This window comes from Achromobacter sp. FW305-C-13 (genome assembly GCF_058783475.1).
This window is the reverse complement of the sequence record NZ_JBYSYN010000003.1, coordinates 355,488-371,728: the sequence shown is the minus strand read 5'-3', so window position 1 is coordinate 371,728 and position 16,241 is coordinate 355,488. Positions and strand designations below refer to the sequence as shown.

At 64.6% G+C, this 16,241-nt stretch carries 15 protein-coding genes; 4 read left to right on the top strand and 11 right to left on the bottom strand.

All coding sequences use genetic code 11. The features are described 5' to 3' along the window. Positions 1–4: 4 nt before the first annotated feature. From AC3WMU_RS20660 to AC3WMU_RS20645, 4 genes are all read right to left on the bottom strand, one after another. A complete protein-coding gene (locus AC3WMU_RS20660; RefSeq protein WP_006223625.1) occupies positions 5–934 on the bottom strand; it encodes a hydroxymethylglutaryl-CoA lyase in 930 nt (309 codons plus the stop codon). 37 nt (positions 935–971) lie between these two features. After that, the gene (locus AC3WMU_RS20655) at positions 972–1,931 is read right to left on the bottom strand and encodes a Bug family tripartite tricarboxylate transporter substrate binding protein (protein WP_088587816.1); all 960 of its coding nucleotides are present in this window, start codon (positions 1,929–1,931) and stop codon (positions 972–974) included. A gap of 71 nt (positions 1,932–2,002) precedes the next feature. After that, on the bottom strand, positions 2,003–3,211 hold the full coding sequence (locus tag AC3WMU_RS20650; protein ID WP_088587815.1) for a CaiB/BaiF CoA transferase family protein: 1,209 nt from the start codon (positions 3,209–3,211) through the stop codon (positions 2,003–2,005). Positions 3,212–3,373: 162 nt separating this feature from the next. Then, entirely contained in the window at positions 3,374–4,234 is an 861-nt protein-coding gene (locus AC3WMU_RS20645) for a LysR family transcriptional regulator (RefSeq protein WP_427957875.1), read from the bottom strand. Positions 4,235–4,421: 187 nt separating this feature from the next. Here AC3WMU_RS20645 and AC3WMU_RS20640 point away from each other — a divergent pair, with 187 nt between their 5' ends. The 3 genes from AC3WMU_RS20640 (at position 4,422) to AC3WMU_RS20630 (ending at position 8,129) form a co-directional block, all read left to right on the top strand. Then, positions 4,422–5,495 (top strand): RDD family protein, encoded by a 1,074-nt coding sequence (locus AC3WMU_RS20640; RefSeq protein WP_492282892.1) that lies wholly within the window; start codon positions 4,422–4,424, stop codon positions 5,493–5,495. A gap of 29 nt (positions 5,496–5,524) precedes the next feature. After that, complete coding sequence (locus AC3WMU_RS20635) at positions 5,525–7,060, top strand: tetratricopeptide repeat protein (protein WP_492282891.1); 1,536 nt, start codon at positions 5,525–5,527, stop codon at positions 7,058–7,060. Between the two features lie 442 nt (positions 7,061–7,502). Next, the gene (locus AC3WMU_RS20630) at positions 7,503–8,129 is read left to right on the top strand and encodes a PIN domain-containing protein (protein WP_427957925.1); all 627 of its coding nucleotides are present in this window, start codon (positions 7,503–7,505) and stop codon (positions 8,127–8,129) included. A gap of 21 nt (positions 8,130–8,150) precedes the next feature. Here the strand turns inward: AC3WMU_RS20630 and AC3WMU_RS20625 are convergent, their stop codons facing one another. The 4 genes from AC3WMU_RS20625 to rpsO form a co-directional block, all read right to left on the bottom strand. Then, the gene (locus AC3WMU_RS20625; protein ID WP_006223618.1) at positions 8,151–9,368 is read right to left on the bottom strand and encodes a threonine ammonia-lyase; all 1,218 of its coding nucleotides are present in this window, start codon (positions 9,366–9,368) and stop codon (positions 8,151–8,153) included. A 15-nt stretch (positions 9,369–9,383) separates the two neighbouring features. After that, a complete protein-coding gene (locus AC3WMU_RS20620) occupies positions 9,384–10,109 on the bottom strand; it encodes a hypothetical protein (protein WP_492282890.1) in 726 nt (241 codons plus the stop codon). Between the two features lie 182 nt (positions 10,110–10,291). Then, the gene (gene pnp / locus AC3WMU_RS20615) at positions 10,292–12,454 is read right to left on the bottom strand and encodes a polyribonucleotide nucleotidyltransferase (RefSeq protein ID WP_006223613.1); all 2,163 of its coding nucleotides are present in this window, start codon (positions 12,452–12,454) and stop codon (positions 10,292–10,294) included. 94 nt (positions 12,455–12,548) lie between these two features. Next, complete coding sequence (rpsO, locus tag AC3WMU_RS20610; protein WP_006223612.1) at positions 12,549–12,818, bottom strand: 30S ribosomal protein S15; 270 nt, start codon at positions 12,816–12,818, stop codon at positions 12,549–12,551. Between the two features lie 299 nt (positions 12,819–13,117). Here rpsO and AC3WMU_RS20605 point away from each other — a divergent pair, with 299 nt between their 5' ends. Continuing rightward, a complete protein-coding gene (locus tag AC3WMU_RS20605) occupies positions 13,118–13,636 on the top strand; it encodes a hypothetical protein (RefSeq protein WP_492282889.1) in 519 nt (172 codons plus the stop codon). A gap of 68 nt (positions 13,637–13,704) precedes the next feature. Here AC3WMU_RS20605 and pssA read toward each other — a convergent pair whose 3' ends face one another. The 3 genes from pssA to ilvN all read right to left on the bottom strand — a co-directional run bounded on the left by pssA (position 13,705) and on the right by ilvN (position 16,233). After that, on the bottom strand, positions 13,705–14,478 hold the full coding sequence (pssA, locus tag AC3WMU_RS20600) for a CDP-diacylglycerol--serine O-phosphatidyltransferase (RefSeq protein ID WP_006223610.1): 774 nt from the start codon (positions 14,476–14,478) through the stop codon (positions 13,705–13,707). Positions 14,479–14,649: 171 nt separating this feature from the next. Beyond that, positions 14,650–15,666, bottom strand: coding sequence for a ketol-acid reductoisomerase (gene ilvC, locus AC3WMU_RS20595; RefSeq protein WP_006223609.1), 1,017 nt, complete (start codon positions 15,664–15,666; stop codon positions 14,650–14,652). A 75-nt stretch (positions 15,667–15,741) separates the two neighbouring features. Beyond that, complete coding sequence (gene ilvN / locus AC3WMU_RS20590) at positions 15,742–16,233, bottom strand: acetolactate synthase small subunit (RefSeq protein ID WP_006223608.1); 492 nt, start codon at positions 16,231–16,233, stop codon at positions 15,742–15,744. Positions 16,234–16,241: the final 8 nt, after the last annotated feature.

The window sequence follows — 16,241 nt, the reverse complement described above, 5'->3', positions numbered from 1 at the left end:
GCCGTTACGCCACGGCTGCCGCGCCGTGGAACGTCTTGGGGATGCCTGCCGCGGCCACGCCGCTGCGCAGGGTCTCTTGCGGCAAGGCTTCGGCCAGCAACGCGCGCGCGGCCAGCAACCGACCCAGGTCCACCCCCGTCCGGTAGCCCATGCTTTCCAGCATGAACACCAGGTCCTCGGTGACGATGTTGCCCGATGCGCCCGGCGCAAAGGGGCATCCGCCCAGGCCGCCCAGGCAGGAATCGAAGCTGCGGATGCCTTCGTTCAAGCCAGCCAGCGCATTGGCCAGGCCCAACCCCATGGTGTCGTGCAGATGCAGCTTGGTCAGTTGGCTGCCCACCGCATCCTGCGTGGCGCGCACCACGTCGCGCACCTGAGCCGGATGCGCATAGCCCACCGTGTCGGCCAGCGCGATTTCATCGACACCGGTTCGCGCCACGGCCTCGGCCACCGACGCGACGCGCCGCACCGGCACGTCGCCCTCCATCGAACACCCGAACGCCGTGGCGACTGCCGCATCAATACGCATGGGGCGCGGCTGCGACCGCACCCAGTCGACGATCGACGCCATCATCTCCACCTGCGCGTCGGTGCCCTTGCCCACGTTGGCATGGCTGTGGGTGTCGCTAACCGAGATCGGGAACGACAGCACGTGCGCACCCGCCTCGTAGGCGGCGATGGCCCCCTTCAGATTGCAGGCCAGCGCGCAGACGGTCAGGCCGTCTATCTTCAGCACGTCAGGCAGGATGGCGCCCGTGTCCGCCATCTGCGGCACCAGCCGCGGCGAGACGAAGCTGCCCACCTCGATTTCCCGCAAGCCCGCCTCTGCCAACTGGCGGATCCAGCGCAGCTTGTCGGCCGCCGGCATCATGCCCTTGGCCATTTGCAGCCCGTCACGCGGCCCCACCTCACAAAGCCTGACTTCCTGGTTCATGTGCTCTCCTGTCGTGTGCTCAAGCCTCTGCGCAGGCCTATTGCTGCACCACGATGCCGGCGCTCTTGATCGTCTGCTGCGCCTTGCCGATATCCGACTGGATCAGCGCGGCAAACTGCGCGCTGGACACCGGATCCGTTTCCAGCCCCTGGGACGCCAATGCCTCCTGCACGTCCTTGCGCGACAGCAGCTTGTTGAAATCGGCGTTCAGGCGCGCCACGATATCGGCGGGCGTCTTGGCCGGCGCCAGCACGCCGTAATAGGTCACCACGCTGAAATCCTTGTAGCCCAGCTCGGCCACGGTCGGCACATCCGGCAATGCGGGGTTGCGCTTGGGCGACGTCACCGCCAGCGCGCGGACCTTGCCCGCCTTGATCAGCGAGGCCGCCGACGAGATCGACGAACCGGCAAACTGCAGATGCCCGCCCATCAGGTCGGCCAGCGCGGGCGCCGATCCCTTGTACGGCACGTGCTGCATCTTGAAGCCAGCCTCGTGCTGCAGCATTTCCATAGCGATGTGCACCCCGCCGCCCGTGCCCGACGTGCCATAGGAGATCTTGTTGGGCTCCTTCTTGGCGGCGTCGATCACTTCCGGCAAGGTCTTGTAGGGCGAGTTCTCGGCCACCAGCAACACCATGGGCGTGGTGGCCACCAGGGCCACGGGCGCCAGATCCCTGATGGGGTCGTAGGCCACCTTCATCAGCAACGGAATCAGCGTCACGTTGTCGGATTGGCCGATCACCAGGTCATACCCTTGCGCCGGTGCGCGCGCCGCTTCAGCCAGGCCTAGCGCGGTGCCGGCGCCGGGCTTGTTCTCGGGCACCACGGCCCAGCCGTTCAGCTCATGCAGCTTGTTGCTCATCAGGCGGCCGATGTAGTCGGTGCCGCCGCCCGGCGTGGACGGGATGATGATGCGGATGGGCTTGTTGGGATAGTCCTGCGCGTTGGCCGTGCAGGCGACGGCCAACGCGGCCAGCGCAATCAGTTTTCGAATCATGGGGTCTCCTCTTTGATGGATGTCTTGGCGGTCTGGCGCCGCCTCGACAGGGCACAAGCGCTATGGCCTGGTCATGCAATGACTCCCGCCGCGCGCAGCGCATCGATACGCGCCGCATCCAGGCCCAGGCCCTGCAAGATGGCGTGGGTCTGGCCGCCTTGCACGGGCGGATCGCAACGCTTGCCGGCCTTGCGCCCGTCGAATTCGATGGGCAGCGCGGCCGTGGATATTTCACTGCCGTCAGGCAGCAGGGTCTTGAGCAACGCGCCCCCCGCATTCAGGTGCGCGTCGTCCAGCAAGTCATGCGGCTGGCGGATCGGTCCGTAAGACAGATTGGCGGCCTCCAGGGCCTCGCACAACGCATCGGTCTTCCAGGTTTTCAGGATCTCGGCCACGCCGGGCACCAGCCACGACCGGGCGGCTTCGCGGTCGACGGCCGTGGCCAGCCGCGGGTCGGCGGCCCACTCCGGCGGCAGGAATTTCTGAGCGAAATTGCGCCATTGCGCATCCCCCACCACGGCGACGAACACGCGGCCGTCCGCCGTCTCAAAGACGTCGTACACGCCCCAGGGCGGCTTGCGCTCCGCGCCCATGGGTTTGGGCGCCGTGCCGGTCAGCTGATATTGCGCGATGAACTGCGCCACCAGCAGCAGGTTGTTCTCGAACAGGCCCGACCGCACATGGCGGCCACGGCCCGTAGCATGGCGATCGTGCAGCGCAGCCAGCGCGCCCACCACCCCGAAGGTGCCGCCCAGGATGTCGTTGACGGACGCCGCCACGCGCTGCGGCGTATCCGCGCCGCCGTTGATATAGGCCAGCCCGCCCATCATCTGCACGACTTCATCCAGCGCCGTGCGATGCTTGTACGGGCCCGACAGGAAACCCTTCAACGACACATAGATCAGCCCCGGGTTTTCGGCCGACAGGGACTCGTAGTCCAGCCCGTACTGCGCCAGGCTGCCATCGCGGAAGTTCTCTACCACCATGTCGGTCTGCAGGGCCAGCTTGCGCACCACGTCCTGCCCTTCAGGCGATTTCAGATCGATCGCGAGGCTCTGCTTGTTGCGGTTGAACACCGGGAAATAACCGCTGCCCGACCCTTTCAGGCGGCGCGTGCGGTCGCCGTCGATGGGTTCCACCTTGATCACGTCGGCGCCCAGGTCTGCCAACGACAGGCCGGCGGCCGGCCCCATGATCATGTGGGACAGTTCCAGCACCTTGATTCCCCGCAGGGGCAATTCAGAACTATCCATGAAGGGTGAAGCCGGTGCTGCGCTCATCAACGTTTCCTCTGCCTGCCGGGTGGTCGGATGCGTGCCGGCCAGGTCAGAAGACCGTCATGCCGCCCCGCGAATGTGTTCATCATCGCGGGCCTGCCCGTCTTCCGGGTAGCGGTCTTTCAGCACGGGGGCATTCTCGTTTGGGAACGTCCGGGTTTGCCCCTAACGCTCGCCTGCCGGCAGCACGCCCAAATGGGCCAGCAAGGCCCGGGCGGCGGGCGACAGGGCATCCGGATCCCGCACTGCAATACAGATCGGCGTGCTGGACCACGGGCCAGTCAACGGCACGAAGCGGATGTCCAGGTGCGACAGGCGCGCCTTCAGGTACTGCGGCACCACGGCCACGCCCATGCCGCGCGCGACCAACATGCAGATGGTCTCGTGCGAACTCACCCGCGCGCTGATGCGCCGCATCACGCCCGCGTCTTTCGCGGCCTGTTCGAACACGCTGCTGATGCCGTTGTCGCGGTTCAGCTCGATCTGTTCAAAGGGCAGCAATTGCGCGTAATCCAGCGTCTCGCGGTCGGCCAGCAGGTGCTGGCCCGGCACCACCGCCGCCAGCTCGCAATGGCCGCAGGCGAACACCTGCAAGCCGTCATGGCCGAAATCCGACCCGGCGGCCACATCGGCGTGGCCGTCCAGCACGGCGCGGAACGCCGCTTGGGTCGTGTCTTCTTCCAGCGAGATATCGATTTGCGGATAGGCCCGGCGAAACGACTGGATCTGGGCGGGCAGCTCGCCCGACAGGGCCGCCACGCTGACGGCCAGCCGGATATGGCCGCGCACGCCGGTCGCAAACCCCGCCATCTCGCGATGCATGCGGTCCATGTCCTGCAGCAGGCGGCGCGCATGGGTAGCCAGCGCGTTGCCCGCCGGGGTGGGTTGCACCCCTTTGACGCCACGCTCCAGGAGGGGCACGCCAAAGGCTTCTTCCATCTCGGACATGCGCTTGCTGACGGCGGACGGCACGATGTTTTCGCGCGCGGCGGCGCGGGCCAGGCTGCCTTCTTCCAAGGCGGACAAGAACAATCGAAGCGATACGGGGTCGATATCACGGGGGGCTGGCGGGGCAGGCAGGACAGGCTTCATGGCAGGAAGTGTCCCGCGTTGCCCGCCCGGGGAGGGATCGGGGTTTTCCCGCACGCAGGACCTGGGTATGATCCGCAGTCCGGCCGCTCAGCGGCCTTCGTTTTGCGGATCACGCGCCCCCATGCAATGCCCACGCTGTAACTGGCAGAACCCGGCCTCCAACACCCTGTGCTTCAGTTGCCAAGCGCCGTTGCCGGTCAAAGCGGCAGCGCCTGCGTCCGCCCCCGCCAAGCGGGCGGCCCCGGCGCAGAATGACCCCGTGTTCCCCAGCATCTGGGTCCGGCTGGGCGCCACCGCCATCGACGGCCTGTTCATGGTGGCGGCGATATTCACTTTGATCTGGGCCGCCTCGCTTACCTACGAGGGTCTGACCGGCGAGCCCCGGCCCGTGCTGCTGCTGGTGCTGGCCGGGCTGATCGGTTGGCTGCTGCCAGCCTTCATGGACGCCTGGACCAATGGATCCCCCGGCAAACGCCTGTTGAAACTGCTTGTGGTGAACCGCAAGGGGCAAGCCCCGGGCCTCGCCCGCTCGATATGGCGGCACACGCTGAAGTACACGCTGAACCTGGCGCTGCCGGGTCTGTTCCACCATATCCAGCAAGCCATCTTCGGCGAACGGGCGATGCACAACGCCCTGGCCGGCACGCATGTCGTCGCCAGCCGGGCGCACCCGCGTGCGGTGCAGGCGGCCGTCGCCAAGGCGCCCGCAGTCACTGGCACGGGCAAGTTCCTGTTCTTCGTGTTCGGCGTGCTGGCGCTGGTGCTGGGCGGCGTGGTCATCGGGGTGGGCGTCATGAGCGGGGACGATAGCGACAACCCCTTGCACGCCGACGTCCGCCGTTTTGACCTGGTGTCCGACCCCATCCGCATGCTGGTCGAGAACCACTACCGCAGCAAGAAGGCCTTTCCCGCAACGCTGGAAGATATCGGCATGACTCAGGAATCGCTGCAGAACAGCGGCTTTTCCAAGCTGGAGATGAACCCCGTCAATGGCGTGCTGCGGCTGACGATTGCCGGCACGCCCCGCGAGGACGGTTTTCCCACGCTGGCGGGCAAGCACCTGATGTACCTGCCGGAGCTGCGCTCGGAGAAGAAAGGCGGCGGCATCCGCCGCTGGCAGTGCGGCAGCGACGATATCGCCCAAGCCGACCGCCCCTATAGCTGCCGCCACGACACCAGCGCCTTTGCGCGCTAGTCCGCCCTTTTGAATACGGAACACCCCGCATGTCCAGTCTGATCGAAGCCATCCACCGCGCCGACGACGGCCACGACCACGCGCAGATGCTCGCCTTGTGCGAACAGGGCGTGCGCGAACAGCCCGGGTCCGCGGTGATGTGGGCCCTGCGCGCCCGCTATCACGACAAGCGCAGCGCCCACGCCTTGCGCGATGCCGACCTGGCCCGGTCGCTGACCTTGGACCCGCAGTGCAGCGACGCCCTGCGCGTGCGCACCACCGCGCTCTATGACGCCGGCGAACAGCAGGAAGCCTGGCGCCTGCTGCGCGACGCACGGCAGCGCGCGCCTTCGCATTTCGGCTTGATGATGTCCGAAGCCTATCTGCTGATCAACGACCGCCGGCTGGAAGACGCCATCGAATGCTGGACCCGCGCATCCCAGCTGCGGCCGTCCGCCGCGGCCCCGCATTGCTACATCGGTTCCAACCTGCACAACGCCGGCCGCTACCAGGACGCCCTGCCCTACCATCAGCGCGCTGTCGCGCTTGCGCCCAACAACGGCGGCTTCCTGTATGACGCTGGCAACAACTACCGCCGCCTGGGCGACCTGAAGAACGCCATTGCGATGTTCGACCGCGCCCGCGCCATCCTGGGCGAGGAAAACGCCATCCAGCACAACCGGGCGTCATGCCTGCAAGCGCTGGAGCGTCATGAAGATGCGGTGCAAGAATGGACCAGCCTGCTGCGCCGCGAACCCGATTGGGATTGGCCGCTGGAAGGCAAGGCGCGGTCGCTGCACCGCCTGGGCCGCGCCCAAGAGGCCGTGCCGTTGTGGCGGCATCTGGACGCGCTGTCGGACAACGGCTGGGAAGGCCGCAAGGAACAGGCCCGCGAATACGTGCGCAGCGGCGACCCTGAACTGGCGGAGCAAGCCTTGCAAGGGCTGGATCCGATGAACAGCGGCGACGCGCAATTGCTCTTCGTCGCCGGCAACGCGCAGCGCGACCAGCGCAACTGGGAAGCCGCGCTTGCCTACTACCTGCGCGGCTATGAACTTGCGCCCGACAACGATTTCCTGCCGGGCAACGCCGCTGACATGCTGACCCGCCTGGAGCGCTACGCCGAAGCCCTGCCGCTGTCGGAAGTGGCGATTTCGCTGGACCCCGACTGGCTCAAGTGGCACCGGGTCCGTATCGACGCGTTGACGAACCTGGGCCGTGGCGCCGAGGCAGTTGCCGATGCCGACCGCGCACTCACGAAGTGGCCGGACAGCGGCCCCCTGCACGCCGAGCGCATCAACGCGCTGATTGCCGCCAAGCAACAGGAAGAAGCGCTCGCCGCGTGCGACCGCCTGATCGGGCTGGATCCCGACTACCGCAGCTGGGCCATGTTTTCACGCGGCGAAATCTACGGCCACCTGAAGCGCCATGCCGAATCGGCCATGGCCTTCCGCCAGGCGGCGGCCTCTTACCAGCAGAACGGCAAGCCCGAATACCAGGACCTGTCGCTGCGCCGCGCCCAGGCGGCCGACGACGCCGCTGCCGCGCCGCGCGGGTTCCTGGGCCGCTTGTTCGGCCGGAAGTAGGCGCGTGGTTGCCCCGGTTTGCCGCGGGCGCGACAATATCCCTGCGCCCAAGATGGTATAGTCACGCCCGCTGCCGGCCCTGCATGAGCCGCGCAACGCCCGAGTGGTGAAATTGGTAGACACAAGGGACTTAAACTAATTTGAGCCCTTTGGAGGAAACTCCAAAGGTGTAGCCCGTCAAATTCGGCGAACGCCCTGGACCCGTTCCGAGCCAACGCCGAGCCAAGCCCCGGTTGAAAAACCGGGGAAGGTGTAGAGAGCAGACGGCGGGCACCTAAGGCCACAAGGCTATGGTGAAGGCGTGCTCCAGACCACGAACAGCGCCCCGCGCTGGCGGCGAAAGCCGAAGTGGTAAGAAAATCCCTCGGCCGCAAGGTCGTACCGGTTCGATTCCGGTCTCGGGCACCACCATTCTTGCCGTTCGAAGGCCTTGGCCTTTCACATTCCCATCTTGACCGCTCCTGCCGCCCCCGCCCCCTTCATCGTCCTGGACGCCTGCGTGCTGATGTCCGGCATTCTGCGCCGGTTGCTGCTGCGTCTGGCCGAGGCTGGCGTGTTCATTCCGGTCTGGACGGAACGCATCGGCGAAGAATGGCGCCGCAACGCCTCACGCATCTGGGACATCCCGCCGGAAGTGCTGGCGGAATTCTGGGCCGACATGAACGCGCGCTTTCCCGAGGCCAACGAAGCCGACACGCAGGTCTACGAAGCCTCGCTGCGTTACAGCGACCCGAAAGACTTCCATGTGATCGCGGCCGGCTTGGCGCGGCGCGCGCGCTGCGGGCTGCAACAACCCCCCGTCGTGCAGATCGCCACCTGGAACCTGAAGGATTTCAACCGGTCGGAATTGCGCCGCCAAGGGCTGGATGTCTACAACCCGGACCGGATGCTGGTGCAATGGTGGCAGGCCAACGCGGCGCGCATGCGCGAAGCCATCGCCCAGATTCCCGCCGACTACGTCGCGCTGGGCCGCGAGCCCGAGCCCCTGTCCACGACCTTGCATCGCGAACGCCTGTACGGCCTGAAGAGCCTGGTGGCGCGCGACGCCGCGCAACGCGACGCCGCCTGATCGCTCGGCTAACCGCCGTTTCTAGTGATCGTGATTGCTGGCCGCAAACCCGGCAGCATTCAGAATGTCGATCACTTCCAGGATGTGATCGGGACCCCGCGTCTGCAACACGAAGTCCACTTCAACGTTACGCACCGGCAATGAGGTGAACGCGCGCTGGTGATGCACTTCGGTGATGTTTGCCTGGGCATCGGCGATCAGCTTGGTGGCGTGCGCCAAAGCGCCCGGCAAATCGCGCAAGTCCACGCGGATGCGGGCCAGACGCCCGGCGCGCACCATGCCGCGTTCGATCAGTTCGCCCAGCATCAACGGATCGATGTTGCCGCCCGTCAGCACCAGCCCGATGCGCTTGCCCTTGAAGCGGTCGCTGCCCGCTTCCTGCGCGCGCAGCAGTGCGGCCAAACCCGCGGCGCCGGCGCCTTCCACCACGGTCTTCTCGATTTCCAGCAGCACGACGATGGCGTGCTCGATATCGCTTTCGCTGACCAGTTCAATCTGATCGACCAGCTGGCTGACGATGGGCTGGGTCAACGCGCCCGGCGACTTCACGGCGATGCCTTCGGCAATGGTGTACTGGCCCTGCGGCATGGACACGCCCTTGACGGCGGCGTACATCGACGGGAAGCGCTCGGTCTGCACGCCAACGATTTCGATGCCCGGCTTCAAGGCCTTGGCTGCCGTGGCGATCCCCGAGATCAGGCCGCCACCGCCGATGGCGATGACCAGCGTGTCCAGCTGGGGCTGGTCTTCCAGCATCTCCAGCGCCACGGTGCCCTGCCCCGAAATGACGGCTTCGTCGTCATAGGGGTGGATCATGATCAGCCCGCGCGCTTGCGCCAGCTCATAGCCATGGGCCTTGGCGTCGTCAAAGGTGTCGCCCGCCAACACCACTTCGGCGCCGAAGCGGCGCGTGTTGGCTACCTTGACCGTCGGCGTGAAGCGCGGCATCACGATCACGGCGGGCACGCCCATGCGCTGCGCATGGTAAGCCACCCCCTGGGCATGGTTGCCGGCCGATACCGCGATCACGCCCTTGGCGCGCTCTTCATCGGACAGGGTCAGCATGCGGTTCAACGCGCCGCGTTCCTTGAACGAAGCCGTGAACTGCAGGTTCTCGAACTTCAGCCAGATCTCGGCACCGAAAATGTCGGACAGCGTGCGCGACAGGGTAAAGGGGGTCTTCAGCACCTGGCCGCGCAGGTTTTCGCGGGCGGTCTGGATAGATGCGATATCGATCACGATGGGTAGATCCGGTTAGCGGACAGGCAGAAAATTGAACAGCAGCAGGCCCTGCGCATAGTTGATCCCGATGCGCCGCGAGTTTTCACCCAGCAGGTTGGCGATCAGGTCCAGCCGGCCGATGATGGCGCCGAACTCCCGCTCGAAGCTGAGGTTCGTGGCGTTGGGGGACATTTCGTTGGCCAGCAACAGCGGCTCGCCTTGATTGTTGCGGCGCGACGCCAGCAACCAGGCGGCGGCCTCGACATTCCGTGCGGCATTGTAGACCCGCTGGCCGTCCAGCGCGTCGGTGGCATACAGCCGGGTCTTGCCGTTGTGGGCCGCGATGATGGTGTCGGCCAGGCCGTAGATGAAGGCGCCGACGCGGTCGCCCGAGTAATTGGGGTCCAGCGACACAGCCAGGATCTGGATGTCGCGCAGGCCGGCCAGGTCGCTGGGCGGGATGCGGACCTCGATGGCGTGCTTGACGCGATTCACGGCCGTCTTCTGGTCCGCCACGCCGGTCTTGCGCCATTCTCGGGGGTTTCGGCGGTAGAGCTTGTCCAGCAGGGAATACAGGCTCGCCAGATTGTCGCGGACTTCCAGCGTGACGGTGCGGTTGAAGTCGGTCTGGCCGAACTGATCGGCCGACATATCCTCGCTATTGGGTCCGCGCTGGCCCGGACCGGGGCTGCTCATGCAGCCAGTCAGCAGCACGACAAGCAGCACCGCGGCGGTGGCGCCACCTGGCCATCCCGTCATACCTGACTCATCCGATTCCCCCTTTTCTGCCGCAAGACTTTACAGCAAGGTCGGCGAAGATGGGAGACGTCAGCGGGGTGAAGTCGCAAGAAGATGAATCAGGCCGCTGGCCGATTTATTGTGGCGCAACAATAAAAAACGGCGCCTCGCGGCGCCGTTCTTCATTCAATCAGCCTGCCAGCTTATTCAGCTTGCGGTTCCGATTGGGGGGCTGCTTCGGTAGCGGCAGCGGGTTGCTGCGCTTCGATGCCGCCGATCGCCTTGATGGACAGGCGCAGGCGGCCCTTGTCGTCGGCCTCGATGACCTTGACGCGGACTTGCTGGCCGACCTTCAGCACATCGTTGATGTTCGCGATGCGGTAGTTGGCGATTTCCGAGATGTGCAGCAGACCATCACGGCCCGGCAGCACTTGCACGATGGCGCCGAAGTCCAGCAGACGCAGGACCGAGCCTTCGTAGATCTGGCCCACTTCGACGTCGGCGGTCAGTTCGACGATGCGGCGCTGGGCTTCTTTGGCCTGCGCTTCGTCGACGCTGGCGATCACGATCGTGCCGTCGTCGGAGATGTCGATCTGCGTGCCGGTTTCTTCGGTCAGCGCGCGGATGGTGGCGCCGCCCTTGCCGATCACGTCGCGGATCTTCTCGGGGTTGATCTTGATGGTCAGCATGCGCGGGGCGAAAGCCGAGAGTTCGCCACGCGAACCGTCCAGCGCTTCCTTCATCTTGGTCAGGATGTGCAGGCGGCCTTCGCGGGCTTGCGCCAGCGCCACTTGCATGATTTCCTTCGTGATGCCCTGGATCTTGATGTCCATCTGCAGTGCGGTGACGCCGTTTTCGGTGCCCGCAACCTTGAAGTCCATGTCGCCCAGGTGATCTTCGTCACCCAGAATGTCGGTCAGAACAGCGAACTTGCCGCCGTCCAGGATCAGGCCCATGGCCACGCCGGCCACGTGATCCTTGACCGGCACGCCGGCGTCCATCATGGCCAGCGAGCCGCCGCAGACCGAAGCCATCGACGACGAGCCGTTGGACTCGGTGATTTCCGACACGATGCGGATCGTGTACTGGAAGTCTTCAGGCGCCGGCAGCAGCGGGATCAGCGAGCGCTTGGCCAGACGGCCGTGGCCGATTTCGCGGCGCTTGGGCACACCGATGCGGCCCGTTTCGCCAGTGGCGAACGGAGGCATGTTGTAGTGCATCATGAAGCGGTCACGGTACTCGCCCATGAGCGCGTCGATGATCTGTTCGTCTTGCTTGGTGCCCAGCGTGGCCACGACCAGCGCTTGCGTTTCACCACGGGTGAACAGCGCGCTGCCGTGTGCGCGGGGCAGCACGCCCAGACGCACGCTGATGGGGCGCACGGTGCGGGTGTCGCGGCCGTCGATACGCGGTTCGCCGTTCAGGATCTGGCCGCGGACGATGGCCGATTCCAGCGAGAACATGATGTTGTCGACGGTCACGGCATCCGGCAGCGACTCACCCTTTTCAGCGGCGGCGGCAGCCAGCTTGGCCGACACGTCAGCCGACACTTCACGCAGCTTGGCGGTACGGGCTTGCTTTTCGCGGATCTGGTAGGCGGCGTTCAGGCCTTCCTGGGCAGCCGAGGTCACGGCGGCGATCAGGGCTTCGTCCTTGGCCGGAGCTTGCCAGTCCCAGTCGGGCTTGCCAGCGTCCTTCACCAGTTCGTGAATGGCGTTGATGACAGCCTGCATTTGCTCGTGGCCGTAGACCACGCCGCCCAGCATGATTTCTTCGGACAGCTGTTGGGCTTCCGATTCCACCATCAGCACGGCGTTTTCGGTACCGGCGACAACCAGGTCCAGCTTCGACGACTTCAGCTGCGAAGCGGTCGGGTTCAGGGCGTACTGGCCATCGATGTAGCCCACGCGCGCGGCGCCGATCGGGCCGTTGAACGGGATGCCCGAAATGGCCAGAGCGGCCGAGGCGCCGATCATGGCGGCGATGTCGGGATCGATCTCGGGATTGACCGACAGCGTGTGGATGACCACTTGGACTTCGTTGTAGAAGTCTTCGGGGAACAACGGACGCAGCGGACGGTCGATCAGGCGCGAGGTCAGCGTTTCCTTTTCGGACGGCTTGCCTTCACGCTTGAAGAACCCACCCGGAATACGGCCGGCAGCGTAGGTCTTCTCGATGTAGTCGACGGTCAGCGGGAAAAACGTTTGACCCGGCTTGGCCTTCTTGGAAGCCACAACGGTGGCCAGAACAACGGTGTCCTCGATCGACACCACAACGGCGCCGGAGGCCTGGCGAGCGATTTCGCCAGTTTCCAGAACGACCGTATGCTGGCCGTATTGGAACGATTTTGTCACTTTGTTGAACATGACGATTATTCCTTACAAATGAAAAACCGTGGCCGTCGCGACAATACGTCGCACCGACCACGGTTATTGCGTCATGGGGAGCCAGCCCCGTCGATCACTTACGCAGACCGAGTTTTTCGATCAGAGCGCGGTACGAATCGGGATTGCGGCCCTTGAGATAGTCGAGCAGCTTGCGGCGACGGCTGACCATACGCAGCAGACCGCGGCGCGAGTGATGGTCCTTCATGTGTTCTTTGAAGTGACCAGTCAGTTCGTTGATACGGGCGGTGAGCAGAGCCACCTGAACTTCGGGGGAGCCGGTATCGCCTTGAGCGCGTTGGAATTGCGCAACGATATCGGATTTCTTGATGTCAGCTACAGACATTGATGACCTCTTCGGACATGCGACAGGGCCGAGGTGCCCTGACGTGGTTTGGAAAAAATTTGCGTGATCCCGGCGATAAGCGTTTTTGCTTTCTCACTGCTGCTTCAATAGCTGTGAAGGGGCCCTCTGAAGGCGGTTCCTTCTCCAGCCGGACTGCCGGCGCAAAGCATCTTGCAAAATCAATACACTTGATAAAGCTCGATGATTATAGCTGATTCGCTAGAATTACCCCAGAGACGGTTTCGGCCGATCGGCAGAGGCCGGCAGGTGCCCGACCGGCGCCCCAGAGGAGCAAAGATATGTCTAAATATTACAAAACCGCCCGCGCTGCCCTCGCCTCGCTGGCGCTGACCGGGCTTGCGGCTTGTGCCAACCTGGCCCAGGTGCCCCCCGGCACGCCCTACGGCGAGGTCCTGACCCAGTTCGGCCAGCCCAACTTCGAATGCCCGCAAGCTGGCGGCGGGCGCCGCGTCATCTGGACGCAACAACCGATGGGCCAGTATGCCTGGGGCACCAATGTGGGCACCGACGGCCGCGTGGGCCAAGTGGTGCCGCTGCTGACCGACCAGCACTTCAAGGTGCTGGAAGTGGGCGAATGGGGACCGGACCGCGTGCGCTGCGAATTCGGCCCGCCTGCCCGCATCGAGGAAGCCGGCCTGGGCGAAAAACGCGAAGTCGTGTGGTCGTACCGTTATAAAGAGAACGGCGTCTGGAATTCGCTGATGTACGTCTACATGGGCCGCGACGGCAGCAAGCTGACGCACTTCCATCCCGGCCCCGACCCCATGTACGACGACGACAAATTCATGTGGCGCTGACGCCCCCCCCCGCCCCAAAAACAAAACCCGCCGAATCGGCGGGTTTTGTTTTGAATAGTGCGAGCGGGTCAGGAAGAATGGCCGCGGCGCTCTTGCGTCAGGCGGCGGGCCTTGTTCCAGCGCCAGCCCCACATGATCCAGCCCGACAGGCCGTACAGCACGAAGAGGCCGAACAGCACGACCGGGGGATCGCTGGACACAAAGACGAACACCGCCACCACCAGCAAGATGCCCCAGAACGGCACGCTGCGGCCCAGGGCGAAGCTCTTGCCGCTGAAGAACGGGGCGTTCGACACCATGGTGATGCCGGCGTACATGGTCAGCGTGAACGCCACCCAGGCCATCAGGCTGTCATGGATGGGCAGTTTATTGTCCACGGCCAGCCAGACGAAACCCGCCACCAGCGCGGCCGCAGCCGGGCTGGGCAAGCCCTGGAAATAGCGTTTGTCGACGACGGCGATATTGGTGTTGAACCGTGCCAGGCGCAAGGCGGCACCGGCCACGTAGACGAAGGCGGCCAGCCAGCCCCAGCGGCCCAGGTCGTTCAGGATCCACTCGTACATGACCAGCGCGGGCGCCACGCCGAAGGACGTCATGTCCGACAGCGAGTCGTATTGTTCGCCGAAGGCGGACTGCGTGTTGGTCAGCCGGGCAACCCGGCCGTCCATGCCGTCCAGCACCATGGCCACGAAAATGGCGATGGCGGCGACTTCGAAGCGATCGTTCATGGCCTGCACCACGGCATAGAACCCCGCGAACAACGCCGCGGTGGTGAATGCGTTGGGCAGCAGGTAGATGCTTCGGTGGCGGTTCTCGGAATCGCGCATGGAAAAATTGGGCATGGTCTCAATAACTTACAACGGACTGTGAAAGGTTAACCCATCTGGCCCCGCTTGCGGGACAGAGCAAGCCGCGTGCCTGAGCAATAAGCCAAGAAAAAGCGGCATGCCCTCGCAGGCATGCCGCTTTGACCGCTGTTGCGCGAGGGTTAACCCCCCGCGCATGGGCGTCGATCAGTTCTTGGACTTGTCCACCAGCTTGTTGGCGGCGATCCAGGGCATCATGGCGCGCAGCTTGCCGCCCACTTGCTCGATCTGCGATTCCGCGTTGATGCGGCGGCGCGAGGTCAGGGTCGGGGCGCCGGCGGTGTTTTCCAGGATGAACTTCTTGGCGTATTCGCCGGTCTGGATGTCCGTCAGGCACTGACGCATGGCCTTGCGGGTTTCGTCGGTGACGATCTTCGGGCCCGTTTCGTACTCGCCGAACTCGGCGTTGTTCGAAATCGAGTAGTTCATGTTGGCGATGCCGCCTTCATAGATCAGGTCGACGATCAGCTTCAGTTCGTGCAGGCATTCGAAGTACGCCATTTCGGGCGCGTAGCCGGCTTCCACCAGCGTGTCGAAACCGGCCTTGATCAGTTCGACGGTACCGCCGCACAGGACGGCTTGTTCGCCGAACAGGTCGGTTTCGGTTTCTTCGCGGAAGTTGGTTTCGATGATGCCGGCACGGCCGCCGCCGTTGGCGCTGGCGTACGACAGGGCCACGTCACGCGCGGCGCCCGACTTGTCCTGGTACACGGCCACCAGATGGGGCACGCCGCCACCTTGCTTGTACGTGTTGCGCACCGTGTGGCCCGGGGCCTTCGGGGCGATCATGATGACGTCGATGTCTTCACGCGGCACGACCTGGCCGTAGTGGACGTTGAAGCCGTGGGCGAAAGCCAGGGCGGCGCCAGCCTTGATGTTGGCGTGCACTTCCTTGTTGTAGACCGAGGCGATGTTCTCGTCGGGCAGCAACATCATGACGATGTCGGCGGACTTGACGGCATCAGCCACTTCCTTGACTTCCAGGCCGGCGTTGGCGGCCTTGTTCCACGAAGCGCCGCCCTTGCGCAGGCCGACGATGACCTTCACGCCCGACTCATGCAGGTTCTGCGCGTGCGCGTGGCCTTGCGAACCATAGCCGATGATGGCAACGGTCTTGCCTTTGATGAGGGACAGATCGCAGTCTTTGTCGTAGAAAACTTTCATGGTTGTGCTCCAGATTCCAGTATTTGGATATTCGATTGGTTCAGATGTAGGGTGCGGCTTGGCCTGGAAGGCCGGTCAAATCTTCAAAATCCGTTCACCGCGTCCGATGCCGGACACGCCGGTGCGTACGGTTTCAAGGATGGCACTGCGGTCCAGGGCCTCCAGGAAGGCCTGTACTTTTTCCTGCACCCCGGTCAATTCGATGGTGTAGGACTTGTCGGTGACGTCGATAATGCGGCCGCGGAAGATGTCCGCCATGCGCTTCATCTCTTCGCGTTCCTTGCCCACGGCGCGCACCTTCACGAGCATCAGCTCGCGCTCGATGTGGGCGCCTTCGGTCAGGTCCACCACTTTAACGACATCCACCAGGCGGTTCAGGTGCTTGGTGATCTGTTCGATGACTTCATCGGAACCGGTCGTCACGATGGTCATGCGCGACAGCGTGGAATCCTCGGTGGGCGCCACGGTCAGGGTCTCGATGTTGTAGCCCCGCGCGGAAAACAGCCCCACCACGCGCGACAGCGCGCCGGGTTCGTTCTCGAGGAGGACGGAAATCACGTGCTTCATAGTGGCCT